Here is a 24,095-nt window from a genome sequence, read left to right as displayed (position 1 = left end):
CAGCGCGATCGGCGGCCCAGGTGTGACGGGAAATTGTAAAATTTTGGTAAAGTTATGGCGCGAGCTGCGGTGAAGCTCAGAGATACCAGAAAAACTTGGCACAGTAACCGACAAACCAGGAATACAAGCAGAACACAGCCGACAGAAATACAGTTGGAGACAACTCTCTCTTAGGTTAGTAAAATAACTTTTGCAGCCGGCACAACCTATGGATTTAGTTATTTTTGTATACTATGTGAAAGTAGTGAGAACTATGGGCAGGAAATAGAACCAACCAACCCAGAATCTCCTGTGATATCCTGAAGTCAAGGGTGAAAGTATCAACCAGAAGGCTCGCAGAACCAAGCTGATTTTACCAAAACAATATGAAAGAGGTCAACATGGAAAAAGAACAGGACGCTCATATCGTACCAATTAGCAACCAGAGCAGACAGGTGCAGCAATTTCCCGTTGACGAGGGAGAAGAAGTAAGCGGGCCGCCTCAGAAAGGATTGAATCTCAAGCCCTTGTTCAGGACTTTTGGGCGACAAGCCCTAGTTATCATTGCGATTGTAGCTCTAGCAGGCGGTGGAGTTTATTATAAGGTCAAGGGAGGCAAGAAAACATATCAAGGCGATTTTCGGATACTGGTGGAACCCGTGACAACTGAGGCAAGACTTACCGACGCATCTGCCCTCGCCAATCGCGGTGAGGGGGGTGGAGTGCCTAATCGAGAATTTTTTAGTTTGGACTATCCAACTCAGCTTCAAATTCTCCAGAGCCCTCAGATGCTGTCGGCTATTACCAAACAAGTCCAACAAAAATATCCAGAAATGACCGAGGAACTTCTTAAAAAAGGATTACTCGTGTTGCGCCTCGGAGAAAATGAGTTGACGCAAACTAAAATTTTGGAAGTTCGTTTCCTGGGGCAAGACCCTGAGTTAGTTGAGTTCGTTTTACAAGAAACTAAAAAGAAATATTTAAAGTACAGCCTTGACGAACGCAAGACTCGCATTGGTCAAGGTGTTAATTTTATTGAAAACCAGCTTCCGGGACTCAACAAGCGCGTAAATGACCTGAAGTCTGAGTTACAGATGATACAGCAGCAGCAAAAAATTACCGATCCTAAAGAACAAGGCGGGCAATTGATCGCGCAAGTTCGGGCTATAGAAACTTTAGAGTTAGAAACTCAAAGGCTGCTACAGGAACAGAAAATGCTGTACGCTAACTTGCAAAAACAATTGGATTTTACACCAAATGAAGCTATTGCCGCTTCAGCTTTAAGCGAAGAACCTCAATACAAAGAGTTGCTGACCAAGGTTAAGGAAGTAGAAGGTCAGATTGCTGTAGAAACAGCTCGTTTTAAATCTGCTAACCCTATAGTGGAAGCTTTAGAGCGCAAGCGGGCAAATTTAGTAGCTTTGCTCAACAAGCAAACCGATCGCATTTTGGGACAAAATTTGGTAGGCTCTCAAGCCAATTCTAAAGTTCAGAATTTTCAAAACTCGATTCGCATAGGCTTGATCAAACAATTGGTGGATACTGCGAACCAAGTTCAAGTCTTAGAAGCTCGCAGTCAGGCGATCGCCCAAAGTAAAGAAGATTTGACCCGAAAAGTAAGAGATTTTCCGATTGTAGCTCGTCGCTACAACGAACTGCAACAGCAATTAGACATAGCTTCCACCAGCCGCCAGCAACTTTTAACTCAGCGGGAAACTCTGCGCGTCCAAGCAGCCCAAAGCCAAGTACCTTGGGAAGTTATTTCTCAACCCCAAATCCCCAAAGATATCAAAACAGGCAAATACATTCCAGTGGCATCGAAAAGTACAAACAACTTTGTGATGGGGATTTTTGGAGGACTCGTGTTAGGTCTGGGAGCGGCTATTCTTATTGAAAAAATCCGCAATGTTTTCTACTGTGCTGATGACATTAAAGATGCGTTTGATGCGCCTTTATTGGGAGTAATTCCTCGTGACAAAAATGCTAAAAAATTTCCGCCTTCTATTGCTAATGCCTATGCTTATCTTGAAGGCAAACAGGGGAATCATAAAAATGCTTCGGAATTTATAGAAGCTTTTGACTCTCTTTATACTAATATCCGCTTTCTTTCTTCAAATCGAACGATTAGCTCTTTGGTAGTTGGTTCGGCTACAGTTGGCGAAGGCAAATCTACCGTTGCTTTAAATCTAGCCCACGTGGCAGCGCTGGCGGGTCAGCGAGTGCTGTTGGTAGACGCGAACTTGCATTCACCCAGCCTGCACAGGCTGTTGGAACTGCCTAATGTCAATGGATTGAGCAACTTGCTCGAAAATAAAAATGAACCGGATGAAATTATCCAGCGATCGCACCTAGCAGAGAATCTTTTTGTATTAACTGCCGGTCTTCCTGTCCCCGGTACTGCCAGACGGCTGGCCTCATCTCAAATGCAGTATTTAATGGAAGAACTGCACGCCACATTTGACTTAGTTATTTACGATACGCCACCGCTGGTTGATAGTAAAGATACGAATTTTTTGGCGGCGCGCACAGATGGAATACTGATGGTTGTATCAGTTCGCCAGGTGAAGTTTTCTGTAGTCAAAACAGTTTTCAGTCAATTAGAAAATTTTGGCATACCCTGCTTGGGCACCGTGGCTAATCACCCTACCAAAGGCAAGAAGTATCAAATATCTAAATCATCATCACTTGTGGAAGATAAACATGAATATTTGAATTTGACACCAGTACCGTCTGGCATCCGCAAACTAGCTCCCAAAAAAGAATGAGATTCAGTTGACAGTTGACCTGTGACAGTTAACAGTTAACAGAGATCCTAGGGTGCGTCGCTAGGAACAACTCTCGCTTACGATCGAGATTAAACGAGCGACGCACCCTACAATTTATAAAGGGGGTGAATAACCCAGACTTGCTATGACAGTTAACAGTTAACAGTTAACAGTTAACATTTAACAGTTAACTGTTAACAGCTTGCCCCCGAGCGCAGTCGTTGGGTTGACAGTTGACAATTGAGGGCGACCTCTACCTAGAAGTCCGAGGATTGGAGTAATGAATAGTCGGATTTTAATATCTCCTTAAAAGGCAGAGGCTTTATATCATGTCCGGTCGATCGCCAGTAATAAAAAGGTTTGTAGTGAGGACTTTAGTCCTTGCAAATGAAGGACTAAAGTCCTCACTACGAACCAATCTTATTGTAATCGTTCGATCGGACATGATATTAAACCAATTCTTTCTGGTAAATCTGGGTTAAATAACCCCTATCTCTATTTTTTGACAGAGAGACGGGGAGATTGGGAAAAATTAGCTACCAATAAAAGGGGGTAGTAAACCCGGATTTGGTATCATCAGAGTAAACAAGATGAACCCACCCCAAAATTTTAGACTCCTGTTCAACTTCCCAGATTCAATGCTGCAAGTCAATCTAAAATCTCAAATCTCAAATCTAAAATCGGCTAGTGGCGGACTAATTTGTATCTGGCTTGGTAGGAAATGTGACGGTAAAATTAGTCCAGCCCTTGCTGCTTTCAACCTCAATTTTTCCCTGTAACTGTTCCACAAGTTTTTGAACCAAAGCTAAACCCAAACCTGTACCTCCTTGTTTCCAGGGATCGGCGTTGGGAACTCGATAAAATTTATCGAAAATTCGAGGCAATTCTTCGATCGCAATGGAAGATTGGTTACTGAATGTAAATTGAATTTCCGAAGCCCTAACACTTGCTTGTGCGGAATTTTTGCCGCTTCCTTCTTTTTCCCCGTCTCCCTTGATGCACTCAACTTTCAAAGATATTTCGCCGTCATTGGCAGTATACTTGCAGGCATTGTTGAGCAGTTCTGCTAAAATTCGTCCCAAACTAGCGCGGTTGGAACTGATCGTGGGGAGTTGGCGATCGCACTCTACTCGCAAATGCTGGTGGCGGTTCTGGGCGCGGGTGTAAAACGGGTCGATAATTGTAGGCAGCCAGACTGCTAAGTTTACTGGTTCGAGGTCGATCGGACAAGTTGCTGCTTCGAGGCGCTGCAAATCGAGCAAAGCATTAATCAAATCGGTTTCTCTAGTACATTCTGTTTCTAAAATTTCTAAATAAATCTGGCGCCTGTCTGGTGTGGGAGAAATTCTCAGCATATGAATAGCCATTTTCATATTAGATAAAGGCGTCCGCAGTTCGTGAGAAACCGTGCTGAGAAATTCATCTTTTAGAATGTTTAAATGCTGGAGTTCCTGCACTTTTTGTTCCAATTGGGCGGTGCGTTCTTGGACTTGGCGTTCGAGGTCGGTGTTGAGATTTTGTACTTGCTGGTAGAGTTGGGCTTGCTGAATGGCGATCGCGATTTGAGTTGCCAGTTGCAGCAGCAAATCCAATTCCGAAGCCTGCCACTTCCGGGGTTTGGAACACTGATGGACGCACATCATCCCCCACAAATTGCCGTCTTGCAAAATTGGTACAATCAAATAAGCTTTGATTTGCGCTTGCTGAAAGCGCGCATATTTTTCCGCACTCAAACTAGCTTTGTCGATGTCTGGGACGGCATAAATCTCCTGTTCGATCGCAAAGGCATCTTCCTGCCAAATATTGTCTGGCATCATTTCTCCCAAGATAGAAGACCAGTTGGGGGCAACGGATTCTGCCACAAAAATGCCGCAATTGCTCGATTCCCAACGCACGATCGCCACTCTGTCGGCTTGCAAAACTTGCCGGACTTCATCGACGCTGGCGTGGAGAATCTCGTTTAGGTTTAAGGATTGGTGAATTCGGAAGGAAATTTGAGTTAACAGCCGATCGCGCTGCACCTGTTCGTGGAGTTTGGCAGTCCGTTCGCGCACCTGCTGTTCCAATTTAGCATTGCGGCTTTGCAGCAGTTCCAATTTTTCCGATTGCAGTTGATAAACCGACTGCTGCAACTGTTTGACAACTCGGTACATTTCTGTCGGATCGAGGACTCTGAGCAAGCTGGTTTGAGTAATAATTCCCAACAGTTCTCCGCGCCCGCCGCACACCACCAACCGCTGCACTTGTTGCTGCTGCATTTGTTTGTGCGCCGTCCACAGGGAATCGGAAGGTTCCAGAAATTGCAGGGGAGTTCTCATGACTTTTTGAGCTGGGGTTTGCTCGAAATTTAGTTCTAGATACTGCGCCTGCACGATGTCGTATTCGGTAACAATTCCTAAAGGTTGGTGAAAGGAATAATGAAAAACCGAGGTAGAGTCCTCTTTGGGCTTCTCCATTGTTAATTCTTTGTTTTTTGTAATGACTACGCAACTGACTTGATGCTCGGACATCAGTTCGCTGATGCTCAGCAGCGAGGCGGTGTGGGGCGCTGTAATTGGCGTAGTCATCAATTCTGCTACCCGCCGCAATTTGAGAATGTTGGAAGGCTGCAATACTTGGCGAATTCTTTCCCGCGTCAGCACTCCTACCAAGTGCCGGAATTGATTGACAATAGGCAAATAGCGAATTCGGTGCTGGCGAAATAACGATAAAGCGGTAAACACGTCTTGATCGTCGGATTCTGTGAGGGAAACCGACACCGGGGACATGACTTCGGCAATTGGTATTTTGTGGAGGGCTACTTTTTGCAGGCTGTTTATTTTGCCAGAAGCAATCAGCCTCACTAAGTCGGCGGGGGTTAGTATGCCGATTAACAGCCCGCGACTGGGGTTTTCGGATAAGTTGCCTGTGGTGATAGTCTGCTGGTTCTGCACGACGAGGACGCAGCGGGCCCGCACCTTGTCCGGCGCGGCTGATTCGCTCATCGCCCCCTTGTCTGAGGATAAAGGCCCTTTGACTAGGGGACAACTGTTTTGCAACTGACTCATCAGGGCGATCGCCACTGCTAGGGAAGTTTCTGGCCCGGCTGTTAGGGGGTAGCGGTCGATCGCTTGTTCTAAGGCTGAGGAGTAAAAGGGCGGGTGATAAAAGGGCATAGTTAATTGCAGGTGATCGGAGAACGGCTAATACCATTTTCTATTTTTGATTTTCGATGGGGAATAGCTTATTGCATAAGGGTTTGGAGCTTCCCTCGATTTGCATTATTTTGTGTAAATGGTATAACAATCGGGCAAAGCCTTAGGGAACGGCCCAAACACCTCGCCTGTGGTTGAATTTTAAATAATAGACTTGCTCATTTATTATTTTCATGCAATTTGAGCTTTAGATTAATACTCTCACTAATCCGTAATTTCACTGAGCTCAAATCCTGGGGCGGTTTTTACTGCCTGCTTTTTTCCTGAGACCCGCCTATAATCAAAATAAGCAGAATGTAAAGTTTTACTACAAAATCTACCCATAATGACAACTTTAAGCTTAGAGCAAATTGCAGCCAAGTTAGAAAGCGAAAACTCAGCCGATCGCATGGTGGCTTTGGCAAACTTGCGGAACGTGCCGGCTGAAACGGCGGTACCTTTGATTAAAAAGGTGTTGAACGACGAAAGTTTGCAAGTGCGATCGATGGCTGTGTTTGCTCTCGGTGTCAAACCGACAGCAGAATGCTATCCCATTCTAGTCAAATTGCTAGAAACAGACCCGGATTACGGCATTCGTGCTGACGCTGCGGGTGCTTTGGGCTATCTGGAAGATATCAGAGCTTTTGAGGCTTTGGTGCGCGCTTTTTATGAGGATACAGAATGGCTGGTGCGCTTCAGTGCTGCTGTTTCTCTGGGAAATCTCAAAGATCCCCGGGCTCGCGACGTGCTGCTGAAAGCTCTCGACTGCGAGCAAGTGGTGATCCAGCAGGCGGCAATTTCGGCTTTGGGGGAAATTAAGGACATGGGCGCGATCGATCGCATCCTCAACTTTGCTCAGTCAGAAGATTGGCTGATCCGGCAGAGGCTGGCTGAAGCTTTGGGGCATTTGCCGAGTGTGAAGAGCGTTTCGGCTTTGAAATACTTAGAAAAAGATAAAAATTCTCAAGTAGCTGAGGCCGCAACATTTTCTCTCAATCGCTTAGAGAAAACAGAAGCCTAAAATTTTTTAGAGGCGGGTTCACCAAAAATCTGTAAAAGCAGTAGAATCAGATAAACCCGCCCAGCCCTCTTTGGGATGTTTTAAACAAGTTATTAGACTTGAATTGCCTAAATCTTTGATTGATAGAACAACCGCAGATGCAGGGGAGATAAACACAGATAAACGCAGAGGTTTTTCCAGGCCAGGAATGAGGGCGAGAAGTTTTTTGATTGTGTTGGAAGAGGGAGTTAAATGCCATACAGTCAATTTAGCCTCGAACAAATTAAGACAAATTTTGGCATAACTTTTACTAGGAGGGTTGGCTTGTTTGCCGACATCCCCGAAATAGAACCCAGCATTTTTTTGCAAGAAACTTTGCAATTCAATCTACCTTTAGCACTAGAGATTAATTCCGACAAAGCTCGCTCCGAACTAATTGTCGCGCCGATATTAGTGGAAATTTAAAAACGGCTGCCGGAACGGATGAGTTTATTTTCAGGTAGAGAGTTTAATGTAGACCCTGCCAGGGGTTTGAGCGGTTATTGCGATTTTCTCATTAGCCGATCGCCCGAACAGCTAGTCATCGAATCCCCTGTTATCGCCTTGGTTGAAGCCAAAAACGACAACATTCAATCCGGCTTGGGGCAGTGCATGGCAGAAACCATTGCAGCGCAAATATTTAACCAGCGTCAAGAAAATGACATTCAGACAATTTATGGAGTTGTGACAACTGGGAGTATCTGGAAATTCTTTCAGCTAGAAGGAATTGCGATCGAGATTGACACAGACGAATATTTTATCAATAATGTTGCTAAAATCCTCGGTATCTTAATAAATTTTATCGAGGCTTGAGTAAAATCAGAATGTATGATGTAAGCTGCGACGGCAAATCGCAAGTTAAAATAGTTGTTTACATCCTTTAACCATCACTAGCCATGAATCAAGCGCCAAATCCTTTTAACTCAAATCCATCCAATCCGCTAGACCCCTTAGAGCAACAACTTGACGATCGAGGTGAAGAATTGCCGAGACAGTACCACCCAGCTACTAAAAAAACTCTCCAAAAATTCTTTCTGATTCTGATAGTTGTCGGGGTAGTGATTGGTGGGGTTCTATCTGTAGGCGTGATTTCGCTGATGCAAAAAGCCGGATTGACTGATGTGCCGGCGCGGGTACAGAATCCGAAGTAATATCGATTCCCAAGGATTTATTGATGCTAAATACACCAATTTTCTGGGATAAATCTTGAGAAAATATGATGTTTTGTATGGATTTTTTCACAATAGACTTGAATTGTAAAATTACTTAGGACGCTGCTCAAAGCCATCCCACAATTTTTTTTCTTGTGGGACGCTGCTCTGAGCATCGTCATAAAATTTGATTGAAAGGACTTTTGCAATTCAATTCTAATAGAGCAACCGCGGCCGGCGGTGAGGACGTTCTTAATTGTTGAAACCGTTGCTTTTCTTCCTTATTCCTTCTTCCTTATTCCTTCTTCCTTCTCCTATAATTGATGCTTAAAAATTCTCAAATTGCGCCCGATCGCATTCCACAACCTCAGATTTCCCAAAAACTGGTCTCCGCAGGCTTTCACGCTCTGTCTGACCCCCTGCGGATTCAGATTCTGGAGTTGCTGCAGCAACAGGAATTGTGCGTTTGCGAATTGTGCGATCGGCTGGGAGTCCCTCAGTCTAAACTCTCTTTTCACCTCAAAACCCTAAAAGAAGCCGCTTTAGTTCGCAGCCGCCAAGAAGGCCGCTGGATCTACTACAGCCTCAATTTAGCTCAGTTTATCGCCCTGGAAGAGTACCTCGCCCAGTACCGCCGTTTCAGCCAGATGCTGCCGGCGCGGCCTTGTGCTGAGGCGGGTTGACCCATCAATATTTTTTGATAAGTAATATTATGTCCCCTAAAGTAAGTGCTATTGGTTGGTAGTGAGGACTTCAGTCCTCAGAAAGAAGGACTAAAGTCCTCACTACGAACCTTGATAGTTGACGCCTATTGGTTGGTAGTGAGGACTTCAGTCCTCAGAAAGAAGGACTAAAGTCCTCACTACGAACCTTGATAGTTGACGTATCAAACTTTTTTGATATGATTGTTTTGAACCAATGAGTTGACAGTGATGGGTGCAGCAGCAAAAAAGTTAGCTTTGGGCGAAAATCGAGATTGCAGCCGAGAAGCGATCGCCGAAGGCCTCGGCACGTTTATTCTAGTTTTTGCAGGCACCGGCGCTGTGATGGTTAACAAGATTAGCGGTGGTTCTGTAACTCATTTGGGCGTTAGTTTTGTATTTGGTGCAGTTGTAGCCGCGATGATTTATGCGATCGCACATATCAGCGGCGCGCACTTTAACCCAGCCGTAACCTTAGGATTTTGGGCGAGCGGGTTTTTCCCAAAATACAAAGTTTTACCTTACATTTTGGCGCAGTGTGCGGGGGCGATCGCAGCTTCCGCACTGCTGCTAATTAGCTTAGGAAAAGTGGCAAATCTGGGTGCAACTATCCCTCTTAACGGTAATTGGTTGCAGTCTCTAATTTTAGAAACAGTTCTAACTTTTATCCTGATGTTTGTCATTCTCGGTTCGGGACTTGACAGGCGCGCTCATATCGGTTTTGCGGGGATAGCAATTGGCTTGACTGTAGGCTTAGAAGCTGCATTTATGGGGCCGATTACCGGAGCGAGCATGAATCCAGCGCGATCGCTCGGCCCGGCATTAATTGGCGACATTTGGGAACACCACTGGGTTTACTGGGTTGCTCCGATTTGGGGCGCGCAGTTAGCAGTCGCTGTTTACCGACAAATATCTAACGGATTTCGAGATTGTAATTGAAAGTATCATGGGAAATTTCACGCACAAACCGAGAATTCTGTTTTTATACGGCTCTTTGCGAGAGCGTTCTTACAGCCGCTTGTTAGCGGAAGAATCGGCTAGAATCATCCAAGATTTGGGTGCAGAAGTACGTTTTTTCAATCCTCGGGAATTGCCGATTTACGGCAGCGTTCCCGATACGCATCCCAAGGTTCAAGAATTGCGGGAATTGAGCCTTTGGTCGGAGGGTCAAGTTTGGTCGAGTCCAGAAATGCACGGCAATATTACGGGCATTATCAAAAATCAAATTGACTGGATTCCTTTAAGTATTGGGGCCGTCAGACCGACTCAAGGCCGCACTTTGGCGGTGATGCAGGTTAGCGGCGGTTCGCAGTCTTTTAATGCTGTTAATACTTTGAGGATTTTGGGCCGCTGGATGCGGATGTTTACGATTCCTAATCAGTCTTCGGTTGCTAAGGCTTATCAGGAGTTTCATGATGATGGGACAATGAAGGATTCTCCTTTTCGCGATCGCGCGATCGATGTCATGGAGGAACTGTACAAGTTTACCTTGCTGTTGCGGGAACACGCTGACTATTTGACCGATCGCCACAGCGAACGCAAGGAACAAGCGGCTTCCGAGGCGATCGCCCTAACAAATCGCGCCCTGGAAGTTAATTAAGGCGATCGGGCCACGTTCGATCGTTCGGACTTTAGTCCTCTGATTGATGCGGACTAAAGTCCGAACGATCGAACCAATTTTATCGAGAGAACATCATATCGGAAGTAGCAAAAACAATGAAAAAAGTAATGTTCGTGTGCAAAAGAAACTCCTGTCGATCGCAAATGGCAGAAGGATTCGCTAAAACCATCGGCAAAGACAAAATTGCCGTCACCAGTTCCGGTTTAGAATCAAGCAGAGTTCACCCGACAGCAATTCAAGTCATGTCAGAAATCGGCATTGATATCACCGATCAAACATCTAACCCATTAAGCGAATTCAATGCCGAAGATTACGACGCAGTAATTTCTCTGTGCGGCTGCGGCGTGAATTTACCCGAAGCCTGGGTTTTGCGAGAAGTATTTCAAGATTGGCAACTCGACGATCCCGACGGACAACCAATCGCAACTTTTCACCGCGTTCGAGATGAAATCAAAGCACGAGTTGAAAAATTAGTTGACTCTCTCAAGCCAGATTAATAGTCCTGGACGCACGGGCGGTCAGAAACCGGATTTTTTTCGAGAAGACGCATTATAGCTCGCAAAAACCGCAAAAAACCCGGTTTCTTTGGTTTTGATACGTCCCCGACTTTGATAATTAGTGCTAAATTATGAGAGGCGTTCCCCGGAATGCCTCTACATTCGTTGCGATCGCATACTAAAAAATTTAGCACATGATTCAGACCGCAATCACGCCTTTCAAAAACAAACTCAACTCAGCTTTAACTAAAAAGCAGATTACAGTTTTACAAATTAATCTAGGGAAACGCTGCAACCTCGCTTGCAGTCACTGTCACGTAGAAGCTAGCCCGACACGAACAGAAGAACTTTCCCCGGAAATATGCGAACAATTAATTGAAATCATTCGCCGTTTTCCTCAAATTAAAACTGTTGACCTCACGGGCGGTGCTCCCGAAATGCTTTACGGTTTTAAACCGCTGGCGGAAGCTGCGAGGGCAACAGGTAAAGAGGTAATTGTTCGTTCTAATTTGACGATTTACTTTGAAAAAGGCTTTGAAGATATTCCCGAATATTGCGCGCAGCACCAACTCAGAATTGTGGCGTCGCTTCCCTGTTACCAAGCTGACAATGTTGACAAAATGCGCGGCAGCGGTGTTTTTGACAGTTCGATTCGGGCGCTGCAAAAGCTGAATCAGTTGGGATACGGGAAAAACCCAAATTTAATCCTGGATTTGGTGTACAATCCACAAGTGCCGACCACAGATAAGTTTTCTCTGACACCGGAACAGGGCAAGTTACAGCAAGATTATCAGGTTTATTTAGCCGAACATTTTGGGATTTGTTTTAATCAATTGTTCGCGATTACTAATTTGCCTGTGGGACGGACTAAGTTTCATTTGGAACACAAAAAACTGCACAAGCCTTATCTGGAGTTTTTGGAGGATAATTTTAATCCCGGTACTCTGGATTATTTAATGTGCCGCAATGAATTGTCGATCGACTATTTGGGCAATGTCTACGACTGCGATTTTAACCAAATGGAAAATCTGCCCGCGAAAACGGGCAGCGGGGAAAGGATAACAGTTGCTAAATTGCTGGAATCTGGTAGTTTAGATCTAATTCAAGAGGTGCAAACTGCTGCTTATTGCTACGGCTGTACGGCGGGTAGCGGTTCTAGTTGCGGCGGTACGTTGATTTGAGAAGGAGGAATAAGTAGGGTGCGCATTGCGCACCCTACATAATTAGTAATTCAGAGTGGAGAGTTGAAGTAATGAATGATTTGCGATCGCCCGGTGAAGAAAATCCACCACCATCAAATAAGTGGAAGCTGTTTTTAGGGATTGGTTTAGCTGCGGCTTTGATTGTGGCAGCAAAGTTTTTTAACTTTCAAGGAATTATCAAAAATGCCCTGGAGTCGATCGCCCATCTCGGCCCTTGGGCCCCCGCAGCTTTTATTCTAATTTACATTGTAGCCACAGTTTTATTTATCCCCGGTTCCTTGCTGACTCTCGGTTCTGGCGTTTTGTTCGGAGTAGGAGGCGGCACAGTTTGCGTTTCCGTAGGCTCAGTTTTGGGCGCAACTTGCGCTTTTTTAACAGGCAGGTATTTAACTCGCGATTGGGTTTCCAAACAGATAGAAGGCAATCTCAAGTTTCAGGCGATCGACTCCGCAGTTGCCTCTGAAGGATGGAAAATTGTGCTGCTGACGCGGCTGTCGCCAATTTTTCCGTTTAATTTGCTTAACTATGCTTTTGGAATCACGCAGGTATCTCTCAGAGACTATTTTTTCGCATCTTGGATCGGCATGATTCCCGGAACCGTGATGTATGTTTATATCGGTTCCCTGGCTGGGAGTTTGGCTGCAATCGGATCGCAGGGGCGATCGCGCACTAATGCTGAGTGGGCGCTGTACGGCATTGGTTTAGTAGCAACGATCGCCCTCACCGTTTATATAACCCGCTTGGCCAAAAAAGCTTTAGACGAAAAAATTTCTCCTTAAAGCCATAGCGCAAATTGGTAAAATCGTCAATACTGTTTTGACCATACATTATAATACATTGCTAATTTAAAAAACTCCGTATTTTCTCTGTGTTATTTACAAGAATTTTGTTATAAAAACGAGATAGATATTAAAGATATAGCAATTTTCAAGTGATTCAGATCACATATTGGTAATTTGTAAGATCGCTGACAAGTACAGAAGAGAAAATTGACAACCACTATATCTTAAATCACTAATATCAAGTAAGTAAAGCCAAAGTCTGAATATCAAGTTAATGCTAAAAAAGAATGCTATCGCGCGATCGGAATTTGTTTGTGAAGCGAGAAATGTAATACCATTTCTCTCAAATAACGTCACTGTAAACTCTATTCTTGGCCCCAAAATTAATCAGTCATTTTCAATTTCTTAATCAAAAAGTTACAAATAAAAAGTGGTATTACCCCTGATTGGTATAACCAATGAGGACTCAGACCCTCACCATTTATCTAATATTAATTCTGCCGGATTACCAATAACAAATGCCGTTTGATCTATTAGACTCTCGACGAGAACATTTGATGATGCAAAACCCAGCAAATCAAGGCCGAGCTGTGTCTGTGCAGCCGCCCCATCAAACAAAAAAGCTGCGCCGCTTGTGGCAAAAAATAAGTAATTCTGCTCAATTGCGGTGCCAGCAAGCGCACAGTCTTTGGCAGCACAGAAGGCAGCGCCGCCATTTACTTACCCTGCTCATTCTGGGCAGTACGGCCTTAACCATTAGCACAACTGCTTGCATCAGCTATTTCGTGGTGCGCGGACTAATCCTCGACAATTTAAAGGCAATAGCACTATTAAAATTAGAAAAAGGCAGTGAAGAAATCGATAAGTGGCTCAGCAGTCGCAAAGCAGAAATAGAAACCATCGCTTACTCTCCTACGGTTCGCACTCTCAACTGGAAATTAGTTGAACCGATTTTGCAAGGAGAAACATACAGGTTAAAAGAGTATTTCGTATTGTCATTAGTTCAAGCCGATGGCTCAGTGCAGAACACTTTAGGTACTACCACGAACAGCAAAGACCGCAAACACTTTCAAAAGGCAATGAACGGAAACGTCAACGTTTCCGACCCGCTGATCGGACGCAGCACCAAGCTTTCTACAATCATAATTGCATCTCCAATTTGGGCATTGCCTCCCACTCCCAATAAAGTAATTGGAGTCCTTGCAGGCAGCATTAAAGTAGACCGAGTAGCCTCTGTAGCTAACAGCTTGCACCACGGTTCAGACAGCTATGCTTTTGTGCTTAATTCAGAAGGAGTGCCAATTATTCATCCCAACAATAAATTAATCGGAACTATCGACCTGCCAGCCCCAACTTTTTTAAAATCACAAGACCCAGGATTAGCAGCAATTGCGCGCAATATGACCAGCCACCAGACGAATATCGAACTGGTAAAAATAGATAACAAATGGGTGTATGTAGCCTATGCTCCCCTCAACGAAGTTAACTGGTCAATGGCTCTAGTAATTCCCCGCGAAAATATTGAATCCCAACTGCAAGCATTAAATTTGCTGACATCCGTCGTCGGTGGACTGCTCGTCCCAGCAATGCTAGCAGCAATTTGGCTAATTTACTCCTCCGAAAACAATCGAGCTCAAGCGGAACGAGAAGCCATGTTAAACCGCATTGCCGGACGCATTCAAGCTTCCCTAGAATTAGACAAAATTGTGCAAAGCACAGTGGAAGAAATAGTAAATTTGTTGCATCTAGAACGGGCAGCTTTTGGTTGGCACGAACCACAGGATAAAACATTACAAATTCTGGGGCAATCTTGCGAATTTGAGTGTCCAAAAGAAGCGATAAAGTTCGATCCTTACTTTTTTGAAAATTTGTCAGTCCGCAGCGATAAATCCGAGCCAGTTATTCTGTCGATCGACACTGGTAACGAGAGTACAAGTCAACCGATCGAACTTAAAGCTAATAGCTATTTAGCCGTCCCTGTCCAGACTCAAAACGAGCGGCAGGGTTATTTAATTTGCAGCCATGCTACCCATTGGTTTTGGAGCGGGGAGGAAATCCAACTGTTAAAAGCTGTGGCAGACCAATTGGCGATCGCCATTACTCAATCTCACCTTTACAGTCAAACCCAAGACCAAGTAAAACTCCTGAATAGCGCCTTAGATGAACTCAAAAAAACACAAACTCATTTAGTGCAGAGCGAGAAAATGTCATCCCTGGGTCAAATGGTGGCCGGGATAGCTCACGAAATCAACAACCCGGTCAACTTCATTTCGGCTAATTTGCCTCACACCACCAAATACACTAAAGATTTATTAGACTTGGTGAGTCTCTACAAACAAACCTTCCCAGAAGTTACTCCGGAAATCGAAGAGTTTGCCGAATCAATCGAGTTGGAATTTATTGAGGAAGATTTGCCGCATATGTTGAATTCTATGAAAATAGGAACCGAACGCATTCGCAGCATAGTTCTTTCTTTGCGTAACTTTTCTCGCCTCGATGAATCTGACAAAAAGCTGGCGGACATTCACGAAGGTATGGAAAATACCTTGCTGCTGCTCTCCAACCGCATCAAAAATGGAATTTATATAGTCAAGAAATACGGAAAAGTGCCTTCAGTCGAGTGCTATCCGTCTCAGCTAAATCAGGTGTTTATGAACTTGCTGAGCAATGCGATGGATGCTTTGAACGAGATCGATCGCCTGGATAAAATCATTACTATTTCCACGGGAGTAATTCGACAAAATGGCGGTAAATTTCTGAAGGTGACGATTGCCGACAACGGCCCGGGCATTCCCGAAAGCATTCAAGACCAAATTTTTAACCCATTTTTTACTACAAAACCAGTCGGGCAAGGCACTGGTTTGGGATTAGCAATTAGCTACAAAATTGTAGTGGACGGACACGGTGGCAGTATCAAAATTGCTCAACCTAAGGGCGGGGGGACGGAGTTTTTGATAAAAATTCCGATCGCGGAGGGGCATCAAGAGGCAAGCAGGAAGAGGGAAGTTCCGCCGCGGATGAGTGCAGCGCAGGTAAAGGAGCTTTATTGAATGCTAAGTTGGCTGGCTTTGGTTAAAATTAGAAGAGGTTTTGTGCAAGGAGTTTTATGGCTGTTGGCAAGGATACAATTTTTGAGCGCTTTTTGTCGCCCCTGATACGACTGGCGATCGACGAACAAGCACTGAAACGACTCTACGAAGGTATCGACTGGGAAACAGCGGGCGATCGCCACCGACAACCCAACCTAGTTTATCCCGAATATTACAGCAGTCAAAACTTTCACGGCATCGAAGGCGGCTACCTCAACCCCAGTGCAGCCGTTTCCTACGATCCAATTACGCAATACGTTTTGCTTCCCCACGAAACAGTCGCCAGACAAGGCTTAATTGACGCTGTGCGGGTGAAACCGCGCCGAATCATCGATTTGGGATGCGGCACCGGTTCGACCACCTTGATGCTCAAACAAGCCTTTCCCGAAGCGGAAGTTGTCGGGCTGGATTTGTCGCCATATATGCTGGTAGTCGCCTCCATGAAAGCGCAAAAAGCCGGGTTAAAAATCGACTGGTTGCACGGAAATGCCGAAAGCGTGGCTTTTGCTGACGCCAGCTTTGATTTAGTTGCAGCTTCCTTGCTGTTTCACGAGACGCCACCTGCGGTATCGCGGGCAATTTTGCGAGAAAGCTTCCGATTGCTGAAGGTGGGGGGACAAGTGGCAATTTTGGACGGAAATCAAAAAACTTTACGGCAGACAGAGTGGCTGACTGATATCTTTGAAGAGCCTTATATTAAGTCTTACGCCGCTGGTAGTATGGATGCTTGGGCGGGGGCTGCTGGATTCGCGGCGGTGCAAACTCAGGATCACTGGTGGGTGCATCAGGTGACGCAGGGTGTGAAACCTCTTCCTGGGGAAGATTTGGAACCGGTGCGGGCGGCGAAGGTGTGGAATCCGATCGATTTGGTTCCTGATTTGGATGGTGATTTACCGGGAATACCAGCTTACAGTTGACAGTTGACAGCATACAGGTTGACAGTTGACAGTTGACAGTTGACAGTTGGTATTCAATTACCGATTACCGATTACCGATTACCAATTACCAATGACTAATGACTAATAACTAATGACTAATGACTAATAACTAATGACTCTAAAAGCAGTTTTATTTGATTTTAATGGCGTTATTATTAATGACGAGTCGATTCACGAGAAAATAATCGATCGACTGATGCTAGATGAAAATCTCCAACTCAAACGCGGGGAGTTTCGTGAAGTGTGCTTGGGAAAGAGCGATCGCACTTGTATTACCGAACTGCTGAAGCGCCGGGGACGATATCTGACAGAAACATACCTCGATCGCTTGCTGCGCGGCAAGGCAAAAGCTTATCAGGAAACAATCGATAGTTTGGAAAAATTGCCCATTTATTCGGGTGTGGCAGAATTTATTGACAAAATTCGGGTTTCGGGACTGAAAATGGCGGTAGTTAGCGGGGCAATGCGATCGGATATAGAATTGGTGTTAGATCGATCGGGTTTGGCTGCAAACTTTGAATTAATTGTCGCAGGCGACGACTTGATGGCGAGCAAACCAGCACCCGACGGCTATTTGTTGGCGGTGGAACTTCTCAACCAGAAATATCCCGGATTTAACTTGCAGGCGATCGAGTGTTTGGCATTAGAAGATACTTTTGCGGGGATAGAAGCGGCGAAAAAAGCCGGGATTCAGGTAGCGGGGGTGACTCACACTTACCCGTTTCACATGATTCAGCGCCAAGCTAATTGGACGGTGGACTATTTTGCTGATTTAGAGTTAGATAGAGTGGCCCAACTTTGCTCGATCGCCCCCACAGAGCCGGCTGCATAAAACACTTGACTTTTTTAGCAATTACGTGCTAAGGTAGTTGACTGTCTGCCAAAGTCAAGACAAAGGCGACCTATGAGTCTTTGAGATTCGGCAATCGGGCATCTAAAATGCTAAATTGAAAGTCAATCAGGGGAATTAGCTCAGTTGGTAGAGCGCTGCGATCGCACCGCAGAGGCCAGCGGTTCGAGTCCGCTATTCTCCATAAATCAGGGATATTTCTACAAATTTTGGGCGGGTGAGGTGGTTTGAGATTTGCTTGTGAGTGTGCGTCGTGCGATCGAGCAATTTCTGCCTAACTCCCAACATTCATCAGGTATCGCTCTAAAAAAAAGCCGACTTCTAATTTCAGACTGATTGCTGAAATGACGTATCTTGGTGTCTAAACCCCATTTCTGCCACAGTTGCCATCAATCCCCACAAAACCTTAATTTTGTCAATTAATAATAAGTTTTGTATCTAAAGGTACAACAGTCTTCCAAAGCGAGTCTTAATATCAAGTCGCTATGTGTTATTATTCTCAATCATCTGACTGACTATTCAGGAGTAATCAAGAAAAAATGACAAAGCGATTCGATCGGCGGAAATTTCTCTTATACAGTTCTGCTACCCTAACATCAAGTTTATTTCTAAAAGCTTGTAGAACTCCGACTCCAACAGCAACCCCAGCCGCTTCTCCAACAGCAACCGGATCGCCATCAGCAGCAGCACCCGCAGCCAGCAGTGGGAACACGATCAAAGTAGGAATTTTGCATTCCTTGAGCGGCACAATGTCAATCAGCGAAAAAAGCGTTGTCGATGCCGAACAATTAGCAATCGAAGAAATCAATAAAGCTGGCGGCGTCCTCGGAAAACAAATCCAAGCAATAGTAGAAGACGGCAACTCAGACTGGCCGACTTTTGCCGAAAAAGCCAAAAAATTGATCGATCAAGACAAAGTTGTCACCGTCTTCGGCTGCTGGACATCCGCCAGCCGCAAAGCAGTATTGCCAGTATTTGAAGAAAAAAATCATATGCTCTGGTATCCCGTACAATACGAGGGTCAAGAGTGTTCCAAGAATATCTTTTATACCGGGGCTGCGCCCAACCAGCAAATCGAGCCAGCAGTAGACTGGCTGCTAGCAAATAAAGGCAAAAAATTCTTCTTAGTCGGATCGGACTACGTTTTCCCCCGCACAGCAAACACTATTATCAAAGCACAGCTAGCAGCCAAAGGCGGCGAATTAGTTGGCGAAGATTACATACCTTTGGGCGGTACAGAAGTCACGCCAATTATCACTAAAATCAAGGCAGCTTTGCCCGAGGGCGGCGTCATTTTCAATTCCCTCAACGGCGACAGCAACGTCGCATTTTTCAAACAGTTGCAGGGTGCAGGTTTGGGCCCAGACAAATATCCGTCAATGTCCGTCAGTATTGCTGAGGAAGAAGTAAAGGCGATCGGCGTAGAATATCTCAAAGGCCATTACGCCGCCTGGAATTACTTCATGACTGTGGAATCTCCCGCTAATAAAAAGTTTGTCGAAGCTTTCAAGGCAAAATACGGCAAAGACAGAGTGACCAACGACCCGATGGAAGCAGCTTACATCATGGTTTACCTGTGGAAGCAAGCCGTCGAAAAAGCAGGAACACCAGACGATTTGGAAAAAGTGCGGGCAGCAGCTTTGGGTCAAACTTTTGACGCCCCAGGCGGCAAAGTTACGCTGGAAACTAACCATCACCTTGCTAAATTTGTGCGGTTGGGCCAAGTGAGAGAAGATGGTTTGTTTGAAATCGCTTTTGCTACGCCCGAAGCAGTTAAGCCGATACCTTGGAATCAGTTTGTCGCTGAAACAAAAGGCTTTTCTTGCGATTGGTCAGACCCCGCAAAAGGCGGCAAATTCAAAGCTCCATAAGTAGAGAAGAAAGAACTTCGGCAACGAATTCGCTCCACGAATGTAACGGAAGTTTGTAGGGTGCGCAATGCGCACCTTATCCTTACATAAATGTCCACGTCAAACATCGCTGAGGGTGCCCATGGCATAGCTTGTTCCTCACATAACTGCACAAAATTGGTAAGGTGCGCACTGCGCACCCTACAGATTGGTAAGGTGCGCACTGCGCACCCTAAATATTTTAAAAGTAGGAGGAAAATAAGTAGTGTTAGGGTTGTTGGACGGTTTATTCAATGGCATTAGCATCGGCGCTGTTTTGCTAATTGCAGCCCTGGGATTAGCGATTATTTTTGGGCTGATGGGCGTGATTAATATGGCTCATGGCGAGTTGATGATGTTGGGGGCTTATACAACTTTTGTTGTGCAGAATGTCTTCAAAGGTATCGGAGGATTTGCCTTTGAAACTTATATTTTATTTGCCATTCCCCTCGCTTTTTTAGTGGCAGCATTGGTAGGATTAATTCTCGAACGCGGAGTGATTCGCCATCTCTACGGGCGGCCCCTAGAAACTCTGCTAGCAACTTGGGGCGTAAGTTTGATTTTACAGCAGTTTGTCCGCAGCGTCAGTTGGGTGCTGGTAACGGGAATTGCGGTGTTCTGTTTGCTGTTTTTTGGGGGTTTGCAGGTACTGAAGCGGCGCCCGGATTTCGATCGCACTCGCAGCACATTTACCGCCATAATTTTACCTCTGTCTCTCGGTATTTCCTGGGCCGCGAGCGCATTTTTAGCACAAACTTACCAACTCGCAGTAACTCAACCTTGGTTTGGCGCTCAAAACGTTGATGTGACTGCGCCTGCGTGGCTGCGCGGCGGCATCCCGCTGGGAACTTTTCAGTTACCCTACGCTCGGCTTTTTATCATTGCGCTGACAGGCATTTGTTTGGCGGGAATTTACCTATTTTTGCAAAAATCTGTGTGGGGATTGCGGATTCGCGCTGTGACGCAAAATCGCAGCATGAGCGCTTGTTTGGGAATACCTACCGAGCAAGTAGATGCGCTGACTTTTGCTTTGGGCTCGGGGTTGGCGGGTGTCGCTGGGTGCGCGATTAGTTTGATTGGTTCTGTAGGGTCAAATACCGGACAAAATTATATAGTCGATACTTTTATGGTGGTGGTTGTGGGCGGTGTGGGCAAGATTATGGGCAGTATAGTTGCTGCAATGGCGATCGGCACTGCCAATTACCTGATCGGTTCGGGAACATTAGCATTAATGTTTGCTCCTGTCAAGCCCTTAGCTGATTTTTTTACATTTTTCGCCACCACCAGCATGGCAAAAGTCATGGTATTCGCCTTAATTATGGCTTTTCTGCAAGTGCGGCCGGGAGGAATATTTCCGCAAAAAGGACGCACAGTTGAAAATTAACAACTACAGCTTTGATCGCCAAAAAAATGAAGAATACAGAAAAAAAGGCTCTGTTCAAAGAAGCGGCAATTGTAGGAGCGATCGCCCTTATACTGATATTGCTCATCCCAGGAATACTTCCCGACGCTCGTCTCAACCAATTAGGCCGATTTTTAGCACTAGCAATTGTAGCTCTCGGTATAGACTTAATCTGGGGATATACAGGTTTGCTCAGTCTCGGACACGGCGTATTTTTTGCCCTAGGTGGCTACGCCTTCGCCATGCACCTAAAACTGCAAATTCCCCCAAACGCCAGCAGTCAACTACCCGAATTCATGAACCTCTACGGCGTCACCGAACTGCCCTGGTTTTGGCAACCATTCTATTCATTTCCCTTCTCAGTCGTCGCAGTAATGCTCGTCCCAGCCATCTTGGGCGGACTTTTAGGTTACTTAGTATTCCGCAATCGAATTAGAGGCGTTTACTTTTCAATTCTCACCCAAGCAGCAACAATTGTATTTTTCAACTTCTTTAACGGCCAGCAAAAACTGATTAACGGCACCAACGGACTCACAGACTTTAAAACCCTATTCGGAGCCACAGTCAACAACAGAGATACTCAATATATTTTCTACATTCTCACCGTACTATTTCTAGCAGCAACCTACGCCCTCTGCCGCTGGCTGACAAGCGGGCGTTTCGGTCGCTTGCTACTAGCAATTCGCGACGACGAAGTGCGCCTGCGTTTCTCCGGCTACAATCCCACAGTATACAAAGTTTTAGTATTTGCAATATCCGCAGGCTTAGCCGGGATTGCAGGCGCATTATTCACCGTACAAACCGGAATAATTTCGCCAAAAGCCATGGATATTGCATTTTCGATAGAAATGGTAATTTGGGTAGCAGTAGGAGGCCGCGCCACACTATCAGGAGCAATATTGGGAGCGCTGCTAGTCAACTTTGGCAAAAGTTTCTTGAGCGAACAATTCCCCGAAGTGTGGCTATTTTTCCAAGGCGCGCTATTCTTAATAGTAGTCACAGTCTTGCCAGACGGCTTAGTCGGATGGCTGCAAAATCAAGATTTTGAGCAAATCCGCCGCGTGTTCAGAAAACCCAAGTACGCATCTACTTACCCCAGCCTGGAACAAGACCCCGAAGTACAGCACGAAAAAGAAGAAATTGAACATTGATTGCTAAATGATGTACGGTATGCTTGCGGACTGCCAAGGAAAGACTTTGTAGTAAAATACTCAGTTACTTAACTTGTGGGGCAACATATGGCAGATGTGATTGACTACAAAATCTACGGCGACGATTTGCAACTCATCGAGATTGAACTCGACCCCAAAGAAGGCGTCAGGGCTGAAGCTGGAACCATGACATACATGGAAGGCGACATCCAAATGCAAACATCCACAGGTGGCGGCCTATTTCAAGGTTTCAAGCGGATGCTGACAGGAGCGGGTTTTTTCATTACCACCTTTGTCAACGCCGGAAATCGCAAGGCAAAGGTCGCTTTTGCCGCCCCCTATCCGGGTAAAGTGATTCCCCTCGATTTAGGCCAACTTGGCGGTAAATTTTTGTGTCAAAAAGACTCATTTCTCTGTGCTGCCAACGGGATTGAAATTGAGGTAGCTTTCACCAAGCGGCTGGGTGCCGGTTTCTTTGGCGGAGAAGGCTTTATTCTGCAAAAATTACAGGGTGACGGACTAGCTTTTGTTCATGCAGGAGGAACAATCGTTGAGAAAAATTTGGGAGTTGGTGAAGTGTTGCGGGCGGACACTGGTTGTTTGGTAGCTTTTGCGCCGACTGTAGATTACGATATTCAGTTTGTGGGGGGCTTTAGAAATGCTTTGTTTGGCGGCGAAGGTTTGTTTTTGGTCAAGCTAACCGGGCCTGGAAAAGTGTATTTGCAAAGTTTGCCACTCTCGAAGTTAGCTGAGCGGATTATGGCTGCAATGCCAACTCCAACCCCGAGCAGTTCTAGCAATATTTCGTTTGACTTTATGAGCAATCGTGGCTAATGCTTGTGTAGGGTGCGTCAGCCGGGAGATTTTTCGGTTTTTCCAGAGACTGTTGACTGACGCACCCTACAATTAATCTAGTAATGTAGGGTGCGTCAGCCGGGAGATTTTTCGGTTTTTCCAGAGACTGTTGACTGACGCACCCTACAACTAAAACTAAGGAGAAGAATATGAAGGAAAAAGTATTAGAAATAGAAAACTTGACTGTTAGTTTTGATGGTTTCAAAGCCATAAACGGTTTAAATTTTAGCATGGATGCGGGGGAACTGCGAGTTATCATTGGCCCTAACGGTGCGGGGAAAACAACTTTTCTCGATTCGATTACTGGGAAGGTGCAGCCGACGGAAGGGCGAGTGATATTTAAGGGGAAAAATTTGCGAAAATTGTCGGAATATCAGATTGCGCGTCTGGGTATTGGTCGCAAGTTTCAAACGCCGCGAGTTTACTTGAATTTAACGCCGCGCGAAAATTTGGAGCTATCTTGCAATGGCAATAAAAATGTGTTTCCAACTCTGTTTAAGGCTGCTCCTGCTACTGAAAAGCGGACGGTGGCGGGTTTGTTAGAAACTATTGGTTTGGTGAATAAAGCTGATGTTTCGGCTGGTTTGCTTTCTCACGGGGAAAAGCAGTGGTTGGAAATTGGGATGTTGGTGGCGCAATCTCCTGATTTGTTGTTGGTGGATGAACCTGTGGCGGGTTTGACTGATGAGGAAACGGCGCTAACGGGAGATTTGCTGATTTCGCTGGCGGAAAGTCATTCGGTGTTGGTAATTGAACATGATATGGAGTTTGTGCGGCAAATTGCTAAAAAGGTGACGGTTTTGCATCAGGGTGCTGTTTTGTGCGAGGGAACGATGGATGAGGTGCAAAATGACGATCGCGTAATTGAGGTATATTTGGGAAAACCAGAAGAGTGAAGAAGTTATTGGTTATTGGTTAGTTGGCGGGGAATTACGCATCAAATATAATTGTAGGGTGCGCACTGCGCACCTTACTAAGGTTCTGGTTACTGGTTAGTTGGCGGGGAATTAC

The 24,095-nt window shown here is 45.4% G+C and carries 20 protein-coding genes and 1 tRNA gene; 20 read left to right on the top strand and 1 reads right to left on the bottom strand.

The features are described 5' to 3' along the window. Positions 1-365 precede the first annotated feature (365 nt). Entirely contained in the window at positions 366-2,744 is a 2,379-nt protein-coding gene (locus tag JGK39_RS17925; protein ID WP_293251874.1) for a tyrosine-protein kinase domain-containing protein, read from the top strand. Positions 2,745-3,439: 695 nt separating this feature from the next. On the opposite strand, the gene JGK39_RS17920 is transcribed toward JGK39_RS17925, so the two are convergent. After that, entirely contained in the window at positions 3,440-5,899 is a 2,460-nt protein-coding gene (locus JGK39_RS17920) for a CBS domain-containing protein (protein ID WP_293251872.1), read from the bottom strand. Positions 5,900-6,263: 364 nt separating this feature from the next. Here JGK39_RS17920 and JGK39_RS17915 point away from each other — a divergent pair, with 364 nt between their 5' ends. From JGK39_RS17915 to urtD, 19 genes are all read left to right on the top strand, one after another. Further along, the gene (locus JGK39_RS17915; RefSeq protein ID WP_293216441.1) at positions 6,264-6,938 is read left to right on the top strand and encodes a HEAT repeat domain-containing protein; all 675 of its coding nucleotides are present in this window, start codon (positions 6,264-6,266) and stop codon (positions 6,936-6,938) included. A gap of 231 nt (positions 6,939-7,169) precedes the next feature. Further along, complete coding sequence (locus JGK39_RS33635) at positions 7,170-7,382, top strand: hypothetical protein (protein WP_366048915.1); 213 nt, start codon at positions 7,170-7,172, stop codon at positions 7,380-7,382. 18 nt (positions 7,383-7,400) lie between these two features. Beyond that, positions 7,401-7,769 carry a hypothetical protein gene (locus JGK39_RS33630; protein ID WP_366048914.1) on the top strand — a complete coding sequence of 123 codons (369 nt, stop codon included), beginning with the start codon at positions 7,401-7,403 and terminating at the stop codon, positions 7,767-7,769. An 83-nt stretch (positions 7,770-7,852) separates the two neighbouring features. Further along, positions 7,853-8,107: a hypothetical protein gene (locus JGK39_RS17905; protein WP_293216439.1), complete on the top strand. Its 255-nt coding sequence runs from the start codon at positions 7,853-7,855 to the stop codon at positions 8,105-8,107. 323 nt (positions 8,108-8,430) lie between these two features. Then, positions 8,431-8,790, top strand: a complete 360-nt coding sequence (locus JGK39_RS17900) for a metalloregulator ArsR/SmtB family transcription factor (protein ID WP_293216437.1) — start codon at positions 8,431-8,433, stop codon at positions 8,788-8,790. Positions 8,791-9,039: 249 nt separating this feature from the next. Next, on the top strand, positions 9,040-9,747 hold the full coding sequence (locus tag JGK39_RS17895; RefSeq protein WP_293216436.1) for an MIP/aquaporin family protein: 708 nt from the start codon (positions 9,040-9,042) through the stop codon (positions 9,745-9,747). 7 nt (positions 9,748-9,754) lie between these two features. After that, entirely contained in the window at positions 9,755-10,408 is a 654-nt protein-coding gene (gene arsH, locus JGK39_RS17890) for an arsenical resistance protein ArsH (protein ID WP_293251870.1), read from the top strand. Positions 10,409-10,524: 116 nt separating this feature from the next. Then, a complete protein-coding gene (gene arsC / locus JGK39_RS17885; protein ID WP_293251868.1) occupies positions 10,525-10,926 on the top strand; it encodes an arsenate reductase, glutathione/glutaredoxin type in 402 nt (133 codons plus the stop codon). Between the two features lie 194 nt (positions 10,927-11,120). Then, positions 11,121-12,107, top strand: coding sequence for an arsenosugar biosynthesis radical SAM (seleno)protein ArsS (gene arsS / locus JGK39_RS17880; RefSeq protein WP_293251866.1), 987 nt, complete (start codon positions 11,121-11,123; stop codon positions 12,105-12,107). Between the two features lie 71 nt (positions 12,108-12,178). Continuing rightward, on the top strand, positions 12,179-12,907 hold the full coding sequence (locus JGK39_RS17875) for a TVP38/TMEM64 family protein (RefSeq protein ID WP_293251864.1): 729 nt from the start codon (positions 12,179-12,181) through the stop codon (positions 12,905-12,907). A gap of 560 nt (positions 12,908-13,467) precedes the next feature. After that, positions 13,468-15,960 carry an ATP-binding protein gene (locus JGK39_RS17870; RefSeq protein ID WP_293251862.1) on the top strand — a complete coding sequence of 831 codons (2,493 nt, stop codon included), beginning with the start codon at positions 13,468-13,470 and terminating at the stop codon, positions 15,958-15,960. A gap of 56 nt (positions 15,961-16,016) precedes the next feature. Beyond that, entirely contained in the window at positions 16,017-16,916 is a 900-nt protein-coding gene (locus JGK39_RS17865) for a class I SAM-dependent methyltransferase (protein ID WP_293251860.1), read from the top strand. Positions 16,917-17,049: 133 nt separating this feature from the next. Beyond that, on the top strand, positions 17,050-17,769 hold the full coding sequence (locus tag JGK39_RS17860) for an HAD family phosphatase (RefSeq protein WP_293251858.1): 720 nt from the start codon (positions 17,050-17,052) through the stop codon (positions 17,767-17,769). A 129-nt stretch (positions 17,770-17,898) separates the two neighbouring features. Next, a tRNA-Ala gene (locus JGK39_RS17855) sits at positions 17,899-17,971 on the top strand. Positions 17,972-18,326: 355 nt separating this feature from the next. Beyond that, complete coding sequence (gene urtA / locus JGK39_RS17850) at positions 18,327-19,658, top strand: urea ABC transporter substrate-binding protein (RefSeq protein ID WP_293251856.1); 1,332 nt, start codon at positions 18,327-18,329, stop codon at positions 19,656-19,658. Positions 19,659-19,902: 244 nt separating this feature from the next. Next, the gene (locus JGK39_RS17845; protein ID WP_293251854.1) at positions 19,903-21,060 is read left to right on the top strand and encodes an urea ABC transporter permease subunit UrtB; all 1,158 of its coding nucleotides are present in this window, start codon (positions 19,903-19,905) and stop codon (positions 21,058-21,060) included. Between the two features lie 26 nt (positions 21,061-21,086). Beyond that, positions 21,087-22,229, top strand: a complete 1,143-nt coding sequence (gene urtC, locus JGK39_RS17840; RefSeq protein WP_293251852.1) for an urea ABC transporter permease subunit UrtC — start codon at positions 21,087-21,089, stop codon at positions 22,227-22,229. A gap of 87 nt (positions 22,230-22,316) precedes the next feature. Then, the gene (locus tag JGK39_RS17835) at positions 22,317-23,063 is read left to right on the top strand and encodes a TIGR00266 family protein (protein ID WP_293251850.1); all 747 of its coding nucleotides are present in this window, start codon (positions 22,317-22,319) and stop codon (positions 23,061-23,063) included. A gap of 170 nt (positions 23,064-23,233) precedes the next feature. Continuing rightward, positions 23,234-23,980, top strand: a complete 747-nt coding sequence (gene urtD / locus JGK39_RS17830) for an urea ABC transporter ATP-binding protein UrtD (RefSeq protein ID WP_293251848.1) — start codon at positions 23,234-23,236, stop codon at positions 23,978-23,980. The last annotated feature ends 115 nt before the right edge of the window (positions 23,981-24,095 follow it).

The organism is Microcoleus sp. PH2017_12_PCY_D_A (assembly GCF_020738565.1).
Taxonomy (GTDB): domain Bacteria; phylum Cyanobacteriota; class Cyanobacteriia; order Cyanobacteriales; family Microcoleaceae; genus Microcoleus.
The sequence above is the reverse complement of the archived record's forward strand: the minus strand, read 5'-3'. Positions and strand labels throughout refer to the sequence as shown.